The sequence below is a fragment of the Saccharopolyspora mangrovi genome (assembly GCF_035320975.1).
GTDB lineage: Bacteria > Actinomycetota > Actinomycetes > Mycobacteriales > Pseudonocardiaceae > Saccharopolyspora > Saccharopolyspora mangrovi.
In genome coordinates this window covers 82,095-96,118 of the sequence record NZ_JAWLNX010000012.1, presented here as the reverse complement: position 1 = coordinate 96,118, position 14,024 = coordinate 82,095, and the positions used below count along the sequence as shown (strand labels likewise).

The following is a 14,024-nucleotide window of genomic DNA, read 5'->3' as shown; positions in this document are numbered from 1 at the left end:
AGATCAGCCACGGCGGCGCTCCGCTCGCGGGGTGCGGCAGGAAGGAAAGACCGCGGTGGGAATCACGCAGCGCGCGCGTGGTGTGCTGCGGCGGCGCGACCCCGAGCAGACGATCGTCCCGGGCTCTCGCAACGTCGTCTACGGGCCTTCGCTGCCCGAGGAATCAACCGTCCACCTGGTCCTGGACCTCGGCCTGCGCATCGGCGAGGTGCAGATGGCCAGCGGCGCCGGTGCTTCCGACGTCACCGCGACCATCATCGGCGTGGTCAGCGCCTACGGTCTGCCGCACTGCGAGGTCGACGTGATCTACACGTCGATCACGGTCTCCTGCTACCGAGGCACCGAGCAGCCGCCGATCACCTCGTTGCGCGTGGTCCGCAACCGCTCCATCGACTACACGCGCCTCGCCGACGTGGAGAAGCTGCTGCGGCGGATCACCGCGGGCGAGATCAGCGCGAGTGACGCCTACGCCGAGCTGGACCGGATCACCACCGCCGCGCACCCCTTCCCGCGCTGGGTCGCCACCCTCGCCTGGGCGGGCATGGCCGCTTCGCTGGCGGTGCTGCTCGGCGGCGGCGAGGACCCGTTCCTCCCGATGGTCGCGGCGGGCACCACCGCGCTGGTCGACCGCATCGGCCGGCTGCTCAACAAGCGCGCCCTGCCGTTCTTCTTCCAGCAGGCGGTCGGCGGTGTGATCGCCACCAGCCTCGCGCTCGGCGCCTACGCCGCCGGGATCCTGCACGACCCGCCGCTGGCGATCGCCGCGAGCATCATCGTCCTGCTGTCCGGTATGACCGTCGTCGGTTCCATGCAGGACGCCATCACCGGCTACAACGTCACTGCGGCCGGCCGGATGGCCGAACTGGCGATGATGACCGCCGGGCTGATCGCGGGCGTGGTGCTCGCGCTCTACATCGGACTGCGCATAGGCGGCGACAGCGTCGCCGGGCTCGACGCCCAGTCGCTGGGGCGCGCGCAGGTGAGCGCACCCGGCCTGGTGCTGTCGGTGCAGGTGCTGGCCGGTGCTTCCACGTCGGCGTGCTTCGCGCTGGCCAGCTACGCGCCGCCGCGGCCGCTGCTGATCGCCGGCATCGGCGGCGGTGTCGCCGCCGGGGTGCACGCGGTGCTGACCGTGCCCGGCGGTGTCGAGGTCAACCCGGTGCTCGCCGGTGCCGTGGCCACCACGGTCGTCGGTTTCGTCGGCGGCATCGTGGCCCGGCGGCTGCAGATCCCGGCGCTGGTCATCGCGGTCTCCGCGGTGTCGCCGCTGCTGCCCGGCCTGGCGACCTACCGGGGGCTGTTCGAGCTGTCGGTGCTCCGCAGCCCGGCCGGTGTGGCGACGCTGATGCTGGCGGTGGCCACCGGGCTCGCGCTCGGCGCGGGCGTGGTGCTCGGCGAGTACCTGGCGCAGCCGGTGCGCAGCAGGCTCGGCCGGTTGGAGCGGCGGATCTCCGGGCCCCGGCTGTCCGGTCCACTGCGCCCGAGCCGGCGGCGGCTGGACTGACCCGCGAGTTGCCGCGTTGCGCAACGGCAGCGAAGTTAAGGCCCCATCCGGACCGAAACACGCGGGTGTGTTTGGTCCACACGAAGCACGCGATGACGAGGTCGTTTGAGTAGCCTCGCAACTACAGGTGGATACACGGCGGGAGGGTTTCCGGTGAGCAAGGGCGACGAGCCCAACAGGAGTTCCAGCCGGGCGGACTTCGTCGTGGTCGCCAACCGGCTTCCGGTCGACCTGGAGCGGCTGGACGACGGCACCGAGCGCTGGAAGCACAGCCCCGGCGGGCTGGTCTCCGCGCTGGAGCCGTTCCTGCGCGCCCGCCGCGGCGCCTGGGTCGGCTGGCCGGGTGTCGCCGACGTCGACGTCGAGCCCTTCGACGACGACGAGATGCAGCTGTACCCGGTCCGGTTGTCGGCGGACGAGTTCGCCGAGTACTACGAGGGCTTCTCCAACGCCACGCTGTGGCCGCTCTACCACGACGTGGTCGTTCCCCCGGTGTTCGACCGCTCCTGGTGGCACGCCTACCAGCGGGTGAACCGCCGGTTCGCCGAAGCCGCGGCCGAGGTCAGCGCCGAGGGCGCCACCGTGTGGGTGCAGGACTACCAGCTGCAGCTCGTCCCGGCGATGCTGCGGGAGCTCCGGCCCGACCTGCGCATCGGCTTCTTCCTGCACATCCCGTTCCCGCCGGTGGAGCTGTTCATGCAGCTGCCGTGGCGGACCGAGATCGTGCGCGGCCTGCTCGGCGCCGACCTGGTCGGGTTCCACCGGCCCGGCGGCGCGCAGAACTTCCTCTGGCTGGCCCGCAGGCTCGCCGGCTTCGAACCCAGCCGCGGACAGGTCGGCGTGCGCAACCGGCCCGGTGTCGTGCAGGTCGGCGACCGGACCGTGCGGGTCGGCGCGTTCCCGATCTCCATCGCCTCCACCGAGCTGGACCGGCTCGCGCGCAGCAAGGACGTGCAGCAGCGGGTCCGGAAGCTGCGCGCCGACCTCGGCAACCCCCGCAAGATCATGCTCGGGGTGGACCGGCTCGACTACACCAAGGGCATCGACGTGCGGCTGCACGCCATGCACGAACTGCTCACCGAAGGCCACATCAAGGCCGAGGACGTGACGATGATCCAGGTCGCCACGCCCAGCCGGGAACGCGTCGAGCATTACAAGCAGATGCGCGAGGACATCGAGGGCCAGGTGGGCCGGATCAACGGCCTGTTCGGCCGCGTCGGCCACCCCGCCGTGCACTACCTGCACACCTCGGTGGACAAGAAGGACCTCGTCGCGCTCTACGCCGCTGCCGACGTCATGGTGGTCACGCCGGTGCGCGACGGGATGAACCTGGTCTGCAAGGAGTACGTCGCCTGCCGCTACGACCTGGGCGGCGCGCTGGTGCTCAGCGAGTTCGCCGGTGCCGCCGCTGAACTCACGAGCGCGTTCCTGGTGAACCCCCACAACCTGGACGGCGTGAAGGACGCGCTGCTGGCCGCCCTGGAGATCGACGAGGCGGAGGGTCGCCGTAGGATGCGCGCTCTGCGTAGGCAAGTGCTCACGCACGACGTCGACCGCTGGGCGCGGTCGTTCCTCGAAGCGTTGGGCGCACCTCTCGTGGAGTAGCTGACGGTGACCGGTCCGCAACACGGATCGCACGACGTCGGTGATACTGAGCAGAACCGGTCGCCAGCAGATCGCGGCGGCGAACCGGATCGATCCATCCAGACTTGACCCGCCCCCAAGGAGTATGGCGTTGACCGCCGAAGCCCTGCCTGCGGAGCTGCGTCGCGTGATCGTGCAGCTCGCGCGGACACCTCGACTTCTGGTCGCCTGCGACTACGACGGCACGCTCGCACCGATCGTGGCCGATCCCACCCAGGCCAAACCCCTGCCCGAATCGGTGCACGCGCTGCGGTCGCTCGCCGCGCTGCCCGCCACCACCACGGCGGTGATCGCGGGTCGCGCGGGGCGTGTCCTCGCCACCGTGGCCGGGCGGCCCGCCGTGGCCCCCCGCGGCGGCCCCCACGGCTCGGAGTTCGACGTCGGCTTCGTGCACGGTCTCGAACCCGAAGCCACCCAGCTGCGCACTGAACTCCAGATCGCCGTGCAGGACATCGTGCGCGGCCGGACCGGCGTGACGCTGGAGGCCAAGCCGGCCAGCGTCGCGGTGCACGTCCGCCGCGCCGAGCAGGAGGTGGCCGACGCCGTCCTCGACGCCGTCCGCAACGGCCCCGCGCAGTGGGACGGCGTGCAGGTCACCGAGGGCAAGGCCGTCGTCGAGCTGGCCGTGGTGCAGACCGACAAGGGCAACGCGCTCGACGCGCTGCGCCACCAGGTCGGCGCCACCGCCGCGGTCTTCCTCGGCGACGACGTCACCGACGAGAAGGCCTTCGCTCGGCTCCAGGGCCCTGACCTGGGGATCAAGGTCGGCGACGGCGAGTCGCTGGCCGGGCACCGGATCAACAGCACCACCGACGTGGCCACCGTGCTCGCGTTCCTGATGGAGGAGCGGCGCACCTGGCTCTACGGCGAGCAGGCGCCGCCCATCGAGCGGCTGACCATGCTGTCCAACGAGCGCAACATCGCGCTGGTGACCCCGGACGCCCGGGTGACCTGGATGTGCCACCCCGGCCCGGACTCGGCGGCGGTCTTCGCCGACCTGCTCGGCGGTACCGCCGCCGGCCACTTCAGCATCCGCCCGCACGCCGTGGGCAACGGCGGCCAGCGCAGCCCGCTGCCGTTGGGCCAGCGCTACGTCCCCAACACCATGACCGTGGAAACCCGCTGGTCGCGGCTGCTGGTGACCGACTACCTGGCGCACGGCACCGACAGCCACCGCACCGACCTGGTGCGGGTGATCAACGGCAGCACCACGGTGTCGGTGGAGTTCGCGCCGCGCCCGGAGTTCGGCCAGGTGCCGGTGCGGATCACCCCGGAGGCCGGGGGCCTGCGAGTGCAGGGCACCTCCGAGCCGATGGTGCTGCACTCGCCGGGCGTGCAGTGGGAGATCACCTCCGACGGCATGCACCAGTCGGCGAAGGCCGTCATCGAGCTCACCGAAGGTGATCCGGTGGTGCTGGAGATGCGCGGCGGCACCGAGGACCTCACGCCCACCGACGAGCCCGTCCGCCGGGCCGAGGCCGAGGCGTACTGGTCGGAGTGGATGAAGACGCTGTCGCTGCCGGAGGTCGAGCGCGACCTGGTCGCCCGCTCGGCGCTGACGCTGCGCGGCCTGGTGCACTCCGACACCGGCGCGATCATGGCCGCGGCCACCACCTCGCTGCCCGAGGAGATCGGCGGCGTCCGCAACTGGGACTACCGCTACTGCTGGCTGCGGGACGGTGCGATGACCGCCCAGGCGCTGGTCACGCTCGGTTCCAACGCCGAGGCCGAGTCGTTCCTGGACTGGTTGCACCGGGTGCTGGAGTCCGTCCCGGGCCCGGAGCGGCTGCACCCGCTGTACTCGCTGCAGGGCACCGGTCTCGGTCCGGAGGCCGTGATCGACAGCCTGCCCGGCTACGCCGGTTCGCGCCCGGTGCGCGTCGGCAACCTCGCCGACCAGCAGGTCCAGTTGGACGTGTTCGGACCGGTCGTGGAGCTCATCGCGCACCTGGCGCAGGCCACCGGCATTGTCCGGGACAACGACTGGGAGCTGGTCACGGCGATGGCCGACGCGGTCGGCAAGCGCTGGTTCGAGCCCGACCACGGCATCTGGGAGGAGCGCGACGCGCCCCGGCACCACGTGTACTCCAAGGTGATGTGCTGGGTGACGCTGGACCGCGCGATCAAGATCGCCGAGGCCTACGGGCGCGAGATCGAGGAAGGCTGGATCCCGCTGCGCGACCAGATCGCCGAGGACGTGGTGAAGAACGGCTGGCACCCGGACGTGCAGGCCTTCACCACCGCCTACGAGGGCTCCGACCTGGACGCGGCGTCGCTCTACGTCGGGCTGTCGGGTCTGATCGACCCGTCCGACGAGCGGTTCCGCGCCACCGTCACCGCCATCGAGGCGGAGCTGCGCAGCGGCTCCACCGTCTACCGCTACCGGCGCGACGACGGCCTGCCCGGTGACGAGGGCGGTTTCCACCTGTGCGCGGCGTGGCTGATCGAGGCCTACCTGCTCACCGGTCGCCGGACCGAGGCCGAGGAGCTGTTCCAGCAGATCGTGGACACGGCGGGGCCGACGGGCCTGCTGTCCGAGGAGTACGACCCGATCGCGGAGCGCTCCCTGGGCAACCACCCGCAGGCCTACTCGCACCTGGGCCTGATCCGCTGCGCCCAGCTGCTCTCGGCGTAGTCGTCGTTGACGAGCGGGCCGTCCACCTTCGCGGTGGCGGCCCGCTTTTCACCCAACTGAGCCACACGGGTGATCTCCGGCCTATAGCCTGATCGCCAATCAGGCACAAAGGGGACGGGGCGATGAAACCCAGGTACTGGATTCTGATCGCGGTGCTCGTCGCCGTGGTGGCGTTGATCGTCGCGATGGTGATGATCTTCGCCAAGAGCTCGGGACCGCACGGCTACGTGGCCGACAACTACACCCGGGCCGCCCAGCTCGACATCCCGGGCGACGACGACAACGAGGCCTACACCAGCCCGAAGGCGCCGCCGGTCGTCTCCCGCGAGATCACCGCCAAGTGGCGCCCGCAGTCCGAGAGCAGCGACGCGGCGGGCATCTACCTGCGCTACTCCGATGACGCGATCGTCATCCAGCCCAACGGCCCCGGTTCGGTGATCCACCTGATGGACGCCGACGACGCCTACCGGCGCTACCACTCCCACCTCGGCGGGATCTGGGCCTGGAGCTCCACCTACGAGGAGGGCTTCCGCGGCGGCGGGCCCGGAGAAGGCAAATGATGTGGGGGACCCACCGGGTTCCGACGCTGACACACCACGACTGGAAGGCCGATTACCTTGCTCTACGAACTGCCCGCCGGTTTGTTCGCCGCGGTCGCCTACGGGGTGATCGGGGTGGCGATGATGGCGCTCGGCTACGTGCTCGTCGACCTGGCGACTCCGGGCAAACTGCGCGACCTGATCTGGGTTGACCGCAACCCGAACGCCGCGCTGCTGCTGGTCTCCGGCCTGCTCGGCGTCGGGATCATCCTCACCACGGCGATCTACGCCAGCGCTGACGACCTGCTCGCCGGTCTCATCGGCACCGTCGCCTACGGTCTGCTCGGCCTGGTCCTCATGAGCCTGGCGTTCGTGCTGGTCGACGCGATCACCCCGGGCAAGCTCGGGGACGAGCTGTCCTCGCCGAACCTGCACCCGGCCACCTGGGTGTCGGCGGCTGCGCACGTCGTGCTCGCGGTGATCATCGCCGCGGCGATCTATTGACGGCCACGCAGGTCCCGCTCGAGCAGGAGGACACCGCGCCCGCACCGCGCGGCCGGATCGCCCGGACGTCGGTGCTCGTCGCGGTGTTCGTCTGCGCCGCGTGCGGTCTGGTCTACGAGCTCGCGCTCGTCGCGCTCGGCAGCTACCTGATCGGGGACACGATCGGGCAAGCCTCGATCGTGTTGTCTCTGATGGTGTTCGCGATGGGCGTCGGCGCCCTGGTCGCGAAGCCGCTGCAGCCCTGGGCCGCCGCGTCGTTCGCCGGGATCGAGCTGCTGCTGGCGTTGCTCGGCGGGCTCAGCGTGCTCGGCCTGTACGCGGCCTTCGCGTGGCTGCACCTCTACCTGCCGGCGCTGGTGGCGACGGCGCTGGTGCTCGGCGTGCTGATCGGTGCCGAGATCCCGCTGCTGATGGTGATGCTGCAGCGGATCCGCAGGCAGGACGCCGGATCGGCGGTCGCCGACCTGTTCGCCGCCGACTACGTCGGAGGACTGGTCGGCGGCCTGGCGTTCCCGTTCCTGCTGCTGCCGCTGTTCGGGCAGATGCAGGGCGCGCTGCTGGTCGGGATGCTCAACGCCGCCGCCGGGATCGCCTTGGTGCTCACGGTCTTCCGCCACGAGCTGTCCAAGCGGGCGAAGCTGCTGCTGATCAGCGCGTCGGTGCTGGTCGGCGGGGTATTGGTGAGCGCCTGCGCGCTGGCCGACGACTTCGAGGTCACCGCTCGGCAAGCGCTGTACAAGGACCCGGTGGTGCACGCCGAGCGCTCGCCGTACCAGGACGTGGTGCTCACCGAGAAGGTGTCGCTGACCGGTGTGCCCGACACGCGGCTCTTCCTCAACGGCGACCTGCAGTTCAGCTCGGTCGACGAGCACCGCTACCACGAGGCGATGGTGCACCCGGCGATGAACGGGCCGCGCGGACGCGTGCTCGTCCTCGGCGGCGGGGACGGCTTGGCGCTGCGGGAGATCCTGCGCTACCCGGACGTGCGCGAGGTGACGCTGGTCGACCTCGACCCGGCGGTGCTGGAGCTCGCCCGCACCGACGAGCGCGTGACCTCGTTGAACCACGACTCCTTCCGGGACCCGAGGGTGCGCGCGATCTCCGCCGACGCGTTCACCTGGCTGCGGGAGAACCGGGAGCGCTACGACGTGGTGTACGTCGACATGCCCGACGCCGACTCCACGGCGACCGCGAAGCTGTACTCGGCGGAGTTCTACGGCCTGGTCGGCCACGCAATGACCGACCGGGCGCGGATGGTGGTGCAGTCGGGGTCGCCGTACTTCGCCCCGCAGGCCTACTGGTGCGTCGAGACCACGCTCCGCTCCACCGGCCTGGCGACCACGCCCTACGAGGTCTCGGTCCCGACCTTCGGCGAGTGGGGATTCCACCTGGCCACCAAGGGATCAGCGCCTCCGGAACCGCGCCTCGCCCCGGACGCCCCGCCGCTGCGCTCCCTGGATGGGCCCACGCTGCAGGCGGCCCAAGCGTTCCCACCGGACCGGGGCCGCCTCACCGACCTCCAGGTCTCCACCCTGATGCACCCGACGATCCTCGACTACACCCAGAGCGAGTGGTCCAACTACTGACCCGCGCAGGCCCTTGACCCCGCATCCGTGGTCACCCGCCCAGGGGGGATTCGAATTTCGCGCGAAGTTCGACCCCGAAACGTCGACGTCGAATTTCGCGCGAAATTGGAAAAGGGCTGGTCAGGGGCCGAACCAGAACTCCTCACCGGAGCGGGGCGGGCCCGACGTCGTGCCGGTGATGAGCTGGGTTTCGAGCTGGATGTGGCGGGGACGGCTCGGTTCGGCGGTCTCCAGCAGCAGGCGGCCCGCGGCGCGGCCCTTCTCCAGCCAGGGCTGGCGGACCGTGGTGAGCCCGGCGCGCTCGGCGTCCGGGATGCCGTCGAACCCGGTGATCGTCAAGTCCTCCGGCACGCGCAGGCCTCGGTTGCCGGCCTCGCGCAGCGCGCCCAGCGCCAGGATGTCCGAGGTGCACACCAGCGCGGTGATCTCCGGGTCGATCTCCAGCGCCTGCGCGGCGGCGGAAGCGCCCGAGTCCAGCGTGTGGTCGAAGCGCTCCACGACGGGCACCGTCGTCCAGTCCACACCGGCCTCGCTGAACTCCTCGGCGAGCGCGGTCAGCCGGGCCTTCTGCACGTGGAAGCTGGCGTTGGCCTGCCGCTGCACGGTGGCGGGGCCGTCGTTGCGGCCGCGCGCCAGGCGCATGCACAGCACGCCGATGCGGCGGTGGCCGAGCCCGATCAGGTGGTCGGCGACGGCCTTGATGGCCTTGCGGTCGTCCGGGCCGACCCAGTCCAGGTTGTCCAGGCGCGGCTGGTCGCAGACCACCACGGGCACGGGGCGTTCCAGCACCGCGGCCAGGTGCGGGTCGTCCTCCGGGACGGAGTACACGACGAAACCGTCGACACCGGCGCGGTGCACCGAGGCGACGTCCTCGCGCTCCGGGCTGGCCGGTATGAGGGTGAGTCCCTGCCCGGCGTCTTCGCAGGCCAACGCGAGTCCCTCCAGGAACCCGACGGCTCCCGGGTCGCGGAAGGCGTAGGAGAGGTTCTCGGTGAGCAGCAGGCCGACCGCACCCGCCTTGCGGGTGCGCAGCGAGCGTGCGACCGGGTCCGGTCCCGGGTACCCGAGCCGCCGCGCCGTCTCCAGGACGCGCTTGCGCAGCTCAGGGGACAGCTGATCCGGACGGTTGTAGGCGTTCGACACCGTCGTCCGGGAAACCCCGAGTTCCGCAGCGAGCGACGCGAGGGTCGCAGGCCGCCGGGCATTCGTTGACCGCGCCATGCAGGAACCGTAACGGTTCAGAACCCGAGGGTGAAGCGAGCATGACCTACGTCCCACTGATGTTCGAATGCCGAACACGGAGCGACGCGCAGTGATCACGCTCTGGAATTGCGGCACTCGGAGGGGTGACGTCCAGACGACGACAGGTTACTTTCTCCTGGACCGATTGTAGTGAAGGGTGTCACATATGGCTGAGGTCGCGTACGTCAACGCCTCTCGCGTCTACCCGGGCAGTCCGCCGGTCAAGGCGGTCGACCAGCTGGAACTGGACGTCGAAGACGGCGAGTTCCTCGTTCTGGTGGGGCCGTCCGGGTCCGGAAAGTCCACGGCGCTGCGGATGCTGGCCGGGCTGGAGGACATCGACGAGGGCGGCATCTCCATCGGCGGCAACGACGTCACCAACACACCGCCCAAGTCGCGCGACATCGCGATGGTGTTCCAGTCGTACGCGCTCTACCCGCACATGACGGTCGCGGAGAACATGGGCTTCGCGCTCAAGCTGCGCAAGACGCCGAAGGCGGTCATCCACGAGAAGGTGACCGAGGCGGCGAAGATGCTCGACCTCGAGAAGTACCTGGACCGCAAGCCCAAGGCGCTCTCCGGCGGTCAGCGCCAGCGCGTCGCGATGGGCCGCGCGATCGTCCGCGAGCCCAGCGTGTTCCTGATGGACGAGCCGCTGTCCAACCTGGACGCCAAGCTGCGCGTGGAGACCCGCGCCAACATCGCCGCGCTGCAGAAGCGCCTGGGCACCACGACCATCTACGTCACCCACGACCAGGTCGAGGCGATGACGATGGGCCACCGCGTGGCGGTGCTCAAGGACGGTCTGCTGCAGCAGGTGGCCACCCCGCGCGAGCTCTACGAGAACCCGGCCAACGCCTTCGTCGCGGGCTTCATCGGCTCGCCGGCGATGAACCTCAAGACGGTGCCGCTGAGCAGCGAAGGCGCGGTGCTCGACGGCACCACGGTGCCGCTGTCCCGCGAGGCGCTGGCCGCCGCCGGCGACCTCAAGGAGGTCACCTTCGGCGTCCGCCCGGAGGCGCTGGAGCTGGCCTCCAGCGACAGCGCGGGCCTGGACATGACCGTGGAGCTGGTCGAGGAGCTGGGCGCGGACGCGCTGATCCACGGCTCGATCACGGTCGGCGGTTCCTCGGAGCGCTTCGTCGTCCGCGCCGACGGCCGCACGCCCCCGGCGCTGGGCCAGAAGGTCAAGGTCGCCCTCCGCGACGCCGGCGAAGTCCACCTCTTCCACCCCGAAACAGGCGACCGCCTGGCCGCCTGACCCTCGGTTCCGATCGCCGCCGTCTCCTGCGGGGTCGGCGATCGCGCCAACGCCCTCGTCCGGTTTCCGGTCGGGGGCGTTGTTGCTGCGTGTGGGGCATGTCGCGTTCGGAAATACGCCGGGGGCTGGAGTGTTTGGTTGAAGGGTGCTTAGACTGCAGTTGACAACGGTTTCCGTTACCGTTCGCATCTGGAGTCGCTCGACAGCGTCCTGAACTGATCACCCGGGAGTGCCATCCATGACCGTCCGCAGCCGCACCGCTGTGACCGCCTTAGCCGGAATGACCGTCGGCGCCATCGCGCTGAGCGGCTGCTCGGCGGGCCAGCCCGCCGCACCTGGGCCCAACGACAAGATCAAGATCGTCGCGTCGACGAGCGTGTGGGGCAGCGTCGCGCAGGCGGTCGGCGGCGACGGCGTCGAAGTCGAGTCGATCATCAGCGACGCCGCGTCCGACCCGCACTCCTACGAGAGCAGCCCGCAGGACGCCGCGAAGATCAGCGACGCGAACCTGGTGGTGCTCAACGGGGGCGGCTACGACGAGTTCATGACCCAGGTGCTGGGCGGCAACGCCAAGCCGACCGTGCAGGCCGTCGACGCCGAGCACGAGCAGCCCGCGCCGCCGCAGCCCGCGCCACCGCAGGGCGAGCAGCACGCAGGGGAGCAGCACGCGGGCGAACCGCACGCTGGGGAACAGCACGCCGGTGAACCGCACGCTGGCGAACCTCACGCTGGCGAACCTCACGCCGGCGAACCTCACGCCGGTGAACCTCACGCCGGTGAACCTCACGCCGAGGAGCCGCAGGGCGGGCACGCGGGGCACGACCACTCGGTGAACGAGCACGTCTGGTACGACCTGCACGTGGTGCACGAGGTCGCCGACAAGGTCGCCGCCGAGCTCGGCAAGCTCCAGCCCGCCAAGGCCCAGCAGTTCGAGGCCAACGCCGCCGCCTTCGAGCAGCAGGTCGCCGGGCTGGAAGGCCGCGTCGGCGAGATCGCCGCAGCTCACCAGGGCAAGCCGGTGATCGTCACGGAGCCGGTGGCGCACTACATGATCGAGGCCGCCAAGCTCAACGACGTGACCCCGCCCTCGTTCGTCAACGCCATCGAGGCCGAGACCGACCCGTCGGCCGCCGCCGTGGCCGACATCCAGAACGCCATCAACGCCCACCAGGCCGTGGCTGTGGTCTACAACCCGCAGACCGAGTCGCCGGTGACGCGCAACGTGCGCAGCGCCGCCGACGCGCAGCGCATCCCGGTCGTCGAGCTGACCGAGACGCTGCCGCAGGGCACGAGCTACGTGCAGTGGATGGACGCCCAGATCACCGCTCTGCAAGGTGCGCTCAACCGATGACATCAGAACAGCTCGCGGAGAACCGGGACCCGGTGGCGGCTGAGGCCGCCGCCGGGTCTCCGGCCGTTTCGCTGCGCGGCGCGACGCTGGCCTACGGCGAGCGAACCCTGTGGTCCGGCTTGGACCTGGACGTCGCGCCCGGTGAGTTCGTGGCCGTGCTCGGCCCGAACGGCTCGGGCAAGACGAGCCTGCTGCGCGTGCTGCTCGGGCTGCAGGCGCTCAACGCCGGAACCGTCCACATCGGAGGGGAGCCCGCGCGGCGCGGCAGCGACCGGATCGGCTACATCCCGCAGCAGCGCGCGCTGGAGGCCAACGTCACGGTGCGCGGCAGCGACCTCGTCGGCCTCGGCCTCGACGGTCACCACTGGGGCATGGGCTTCGGCGGTCGCCGGGAGCGGAAGCGGCGGGTCGCCGACGCGCTGCGCGCGGTCGAGGCGACCGAGTACGCGAAGATGCCGGTCGGCCTGCTCTCCGGCGGTGAGCAGCAGCGGCTGCGGGTCGCGCAGGCGCTCGTCGGTGACCCGTCGGTGCTGCTGTGCGACGAACCGCTGCTGTCGCTGGACCTCTCGCACCAGCGCAAGGTCTCCCGGCTGATCGCCGAGCAGGCCCGCCGCACCAACGCGGGCGTGCTGTTCGTGACGCACGAGATCAACCCGGTGCTGCCGCTGGTGGACCGGGTGCTGTACCTGGTCGACGGCCGGTTCCGGATCGGCACGCCGGACGAGGTCATGAACTCCGAGACGCTCTCGGAGCTCTACCGGACCGACATCGAGGTCGCCCGCGTCGGCGGACGGCTGGTCGTCGCCGGTGCCGAGAACGACGAGCACCACGTGCTGGGAGCGGAAGAAGCGTGAACGACGTCGGTGAATCGCTGAGCAAGGTGCTCGACTTCGACACCATGATCACCCTGCTCGGCTACCCGTTCGTGCAGCAGGCGCTGCTGGCCGCCGCCGCGCTCGGCCTGGTGTCGGGTTGCCTGGCGCCGCTGGTGGTCGCCCGCAAGATGTCCTTCGCCGTGCACGGCACCGCCGAACTGGCCTTCACCGGTGCCGCCGCAGCGCTGCTGGTCGGCGCGAGCGTCGGCGTCGGTGCGCTGGCCGGTGCGGTGGTGGCCGCGCTGCTGCTCGGGTTGCTGGGGCAGAAGCACACCGAACGCGATTCGGTGATCGGCGCGATCCTGTCGTTCGGGCTGGGCGTGGGCGTGTTCCTGCTGTGGCTGAACCCGGAGCGCACCGCGAACAAGTTCAGCCTGCTGGTCGGCCAGATCGTGGGGGTGGACTCGGCCGACGTGCTGCTGCTCAGCGGCTGCGCCCTGGTCGTGCTGCTGGTGCTGGCCTTCGTCTACCGACCGCTGCTGTTCGCCAGCGTCGACCCCGACGTCGCCACCGCGCGCGGTGTGCCGACGCGCGTGCTGACGCCGCTGTTCGCGGTCCTGGTCGGCGTCGCGACCGCGCTGGGCGTCTACACCGTGGGTGCGCTGCTGGTCCTGGCCCTGATGGTCACGCCGGGCGCGGCCGCCGCCCGGGTGACCGCGAGCCCGGTCCGCGCGACCGTGCTGGCCGTGGTGTTCGCCGAGGTGGCCGTGCTGGGCGGGATCCTGCTGTCGCTGGCGCCGGGCGCCCCGGTGAGCGCCTTCGTCACGATCATCTCGTTCGTGATCTACCTGGTCTGCCGCGCCATCGGCACCCGCCGCCTCGCCCGGGCCTCGCGGGCGTCGGTGCCGGTCGCGGCCTGACTGGCGCGGCCGCCCGCGTTGAC

The 14,024-nt window shown here is 70.8% G+C and carries 11 protein-coding genes; 10 read left to right on the top strand and 1 reads right to left on the bottom strand.

From position 1 onward, the window contains the following. Nucleotides 1-55 precede the first annotated feature (55 nt). The 6 genes from R4I43_RS18245 (at nucleotide 56) to R4I43_RS18220 (ending at nucleotide 8,412) form a co-directional block, all read left to right on the top strand. Nucleotides 56-1,504 carry a threonine/serine exporter family protein gene (locus R4I43_RS18245; protein WP_324266842.1) on the top strand — a complete coding sequence of 483 codons (1,449 nt, stop codon included), beginning with the start codon at nucleotides 56-58 and terminating at the stop codon, nucleotides 1,502-1,504. 153 nt (nucleotides 1,505-1,657) lie between these two features. Beyond that, nucleotides 1,658-3,109 (top strand): alpha,alpha-trehalose-phosphate synthase (UDP-forming), encoded by a 1,452-nt coding sequence (locus tag R4I43_RS18240; protein ID WP_324266841.1) that lies wholly within the window; start codon nucleotides 1,658-1,660, stop codon nucleotides 3,107-3,109. A gap of 124 nt (nucleotides 3,110-3,233) precedes the next feature. Beyond that, nucleotides 3,234-5,783, top strand: coding sequence for a trehalose-phosphatase (otsB, locus tag R4I43_RS18235; RefSeq protein ID WP_324266840.1), 2,550 nt, complete (start codon nucleotides 3,234-3,236; stop codon nucleotides 5,781-5,783). 122 nt (nucleotides 5,784-5,905) lie between these two features. Then, complete coding sequence (locus tag R4I43_RS18230) at nucleotides 5,906-6,343, top strand: DUF4247 domain-containing protein (protein WP_324266839.1); 438 nt, start codon at nucleotides 5,906-5,908, stop codon at nucleotides 6,341-6,343. 57 nt (nucleotides 6,344-6,400) lie between these two features. Then, nucleotides 6,401-6,826 (top strand): DUF350 domain-containing protein, encoded by a 426-nt coding sequence (locus R4I43_RS18225; RefSeq protein WP_324266838.1) that lies wholly within the window; start codon nucleotides 6,401-6,403, stop codon nucleotides 6,824-6,826. Further along, the gene (locus tag R4I43_RS18220; protein WP_324266837.1) at nucleotides 6,823-8,412 is read left to right on the top strand and encodes a polyamine aminopropyltransferase; all 1,590 of its coding nucleotides are present in this window, start codon (nucleotides 6,823-6,825) and stop codon (nucleotides 8,410-8,412) included. Before R4I43_RS18225 ends, R4I43_RS18220 begins: the two co-directional genes overlap by 4 nt. A 120-nt stretch (nucleotides 8,413-8,532) precedes the next feature. Here R4I43_RS18220 and R4I43_RS18215 read toward each other — a convergent pair whose 3' ends face one another. Then, nucleotides 8,533-9,633 (bottom strand): LacI family DNA-binding transcriptional regulator, encoded by a 1,101-nt coding sequence (locus tag R4I43_RS18215; RefSeq protein WP_324266836.1) that lies wholly within the window; start codon nucleotides 9,631-9,633, stop codon nucleotides 8,533-8,535. 187 nt (nucleotides 9,634-9,820) lie between these two features. On the opposite strand from R4I43_RS18215, the gene R4I43_RS18210 reads away from it, so the two are divergent. The 4 genes from R4I43_RS18210 to R4I43_RS18195 all read left to right on the top strand — a co-directional run bounded on the left by R4I43_RS18210 (nucleotide 9,821) and on the right by R4I43_RS18195 (nucleotide 14,001). Then, complete coding sequence (locus R4I43_RS18210) at nucleotides 9,821-10,915, top strand: ABC transporter ATP-binding protein (RefSeq protein WP_324266835.1); 1,095 nt, start codon at nucleotides 9,821-9,823, stop codon at nucleotides 10,913-10,915. 238 nt (nucleotides 10,916-11,153) lie between these two features. Next, nucleotides 11,154-12,266 (top strand): metal ABC transporter solute-binding protein, Zn/Mn family, encoded by a 1,113-nt coding sequence (locus tag R4I43_RS18205; protein ID WP_324266834.1) that lies wholly within the window; start codon nucleotides 11,154-11,156, stop codon nucleotides 12,264-12,266. Continuing rightward, a complete protein-coding gene (locus R4I43_RS18200) occupies nucleotides 12,263-13,120 on the top strand; it encodes a metal ABC transporter ATP-binding protein (protein WP_324266833.1) in 858 nt (285 codons plus the stop codon). The genes R4I43_RS18205 and R4I43_RS18200 overlap by 4 nt, the downstream gene beginning before the upstream one ends. A 44-nt stretch (nucleotides 13,121-13,164) precedes the next feature. After that, a complete protein-coding gene (locus R4I43_RS18195; protein WP_324266934.1) occupies nucleotides 13,165-14,001 on the top strand; it encodes a metal ABC transporter permease in 837 nt (278 codons plus the stop codon). Nucleotides 14,002-14,024 lie beyond the last annotated feature (23 nt).

Excerpts from the sequence above, each read along its gene's own strand:
- otsB (WP_324266840.1), top strand. The coding sequence starts at position 3,234 with ATGGCGTTGACCGCCGAAGCCCTGCCTGCGGAGCTGCGTCGCGTGATC.
- R4I43_RS18210 (WP_324266835.1), top strand. The coding sequence starts at position 9,821 with ATGGCTGAGGTCGCGTACGTCAACGCCTCTCGCGTCTACCCGGGCAGT.
- R4I43_RS18205 (WP_324266834.1), top strand. The coding sequence starts at position 11,154 with ATGACCGTCCGCAGCCGCACCGCTGTGACCGCCTTAGCCGGAATGACC.
- R4I43_RS18195 (WP_324266934.1), top strand. The coding sequence starts at position 13,165 with ATGATCACCCTGCTCGGCTACCCGTTCGTGCAGCAGGCGCTGCTGGCC.
- R4I43_RS18215 (WP_324266836.1), bottom strand. The coding sequence starts at position 9,633 with ATGGCGCGGTCAACGAATGCCCGGCGGCCTGCGACCCTCGCGTCGCTC.
- R4I43_RS18200 (WP_324266833.1), top strand. The coding sequence starts at position 12,263 with ATGACATCAGAACAGCTCGCGGAGAACCGGGACCCGGTGGCGGCTGAG.
- R4I43_RS18230 (WP_324266839.1), top strand. The coding sequence starts at position 5,906 with ATGAAACCCAGGTACTGGATTCTGATCGCGGTGCTCGTCGCCGTGGTG.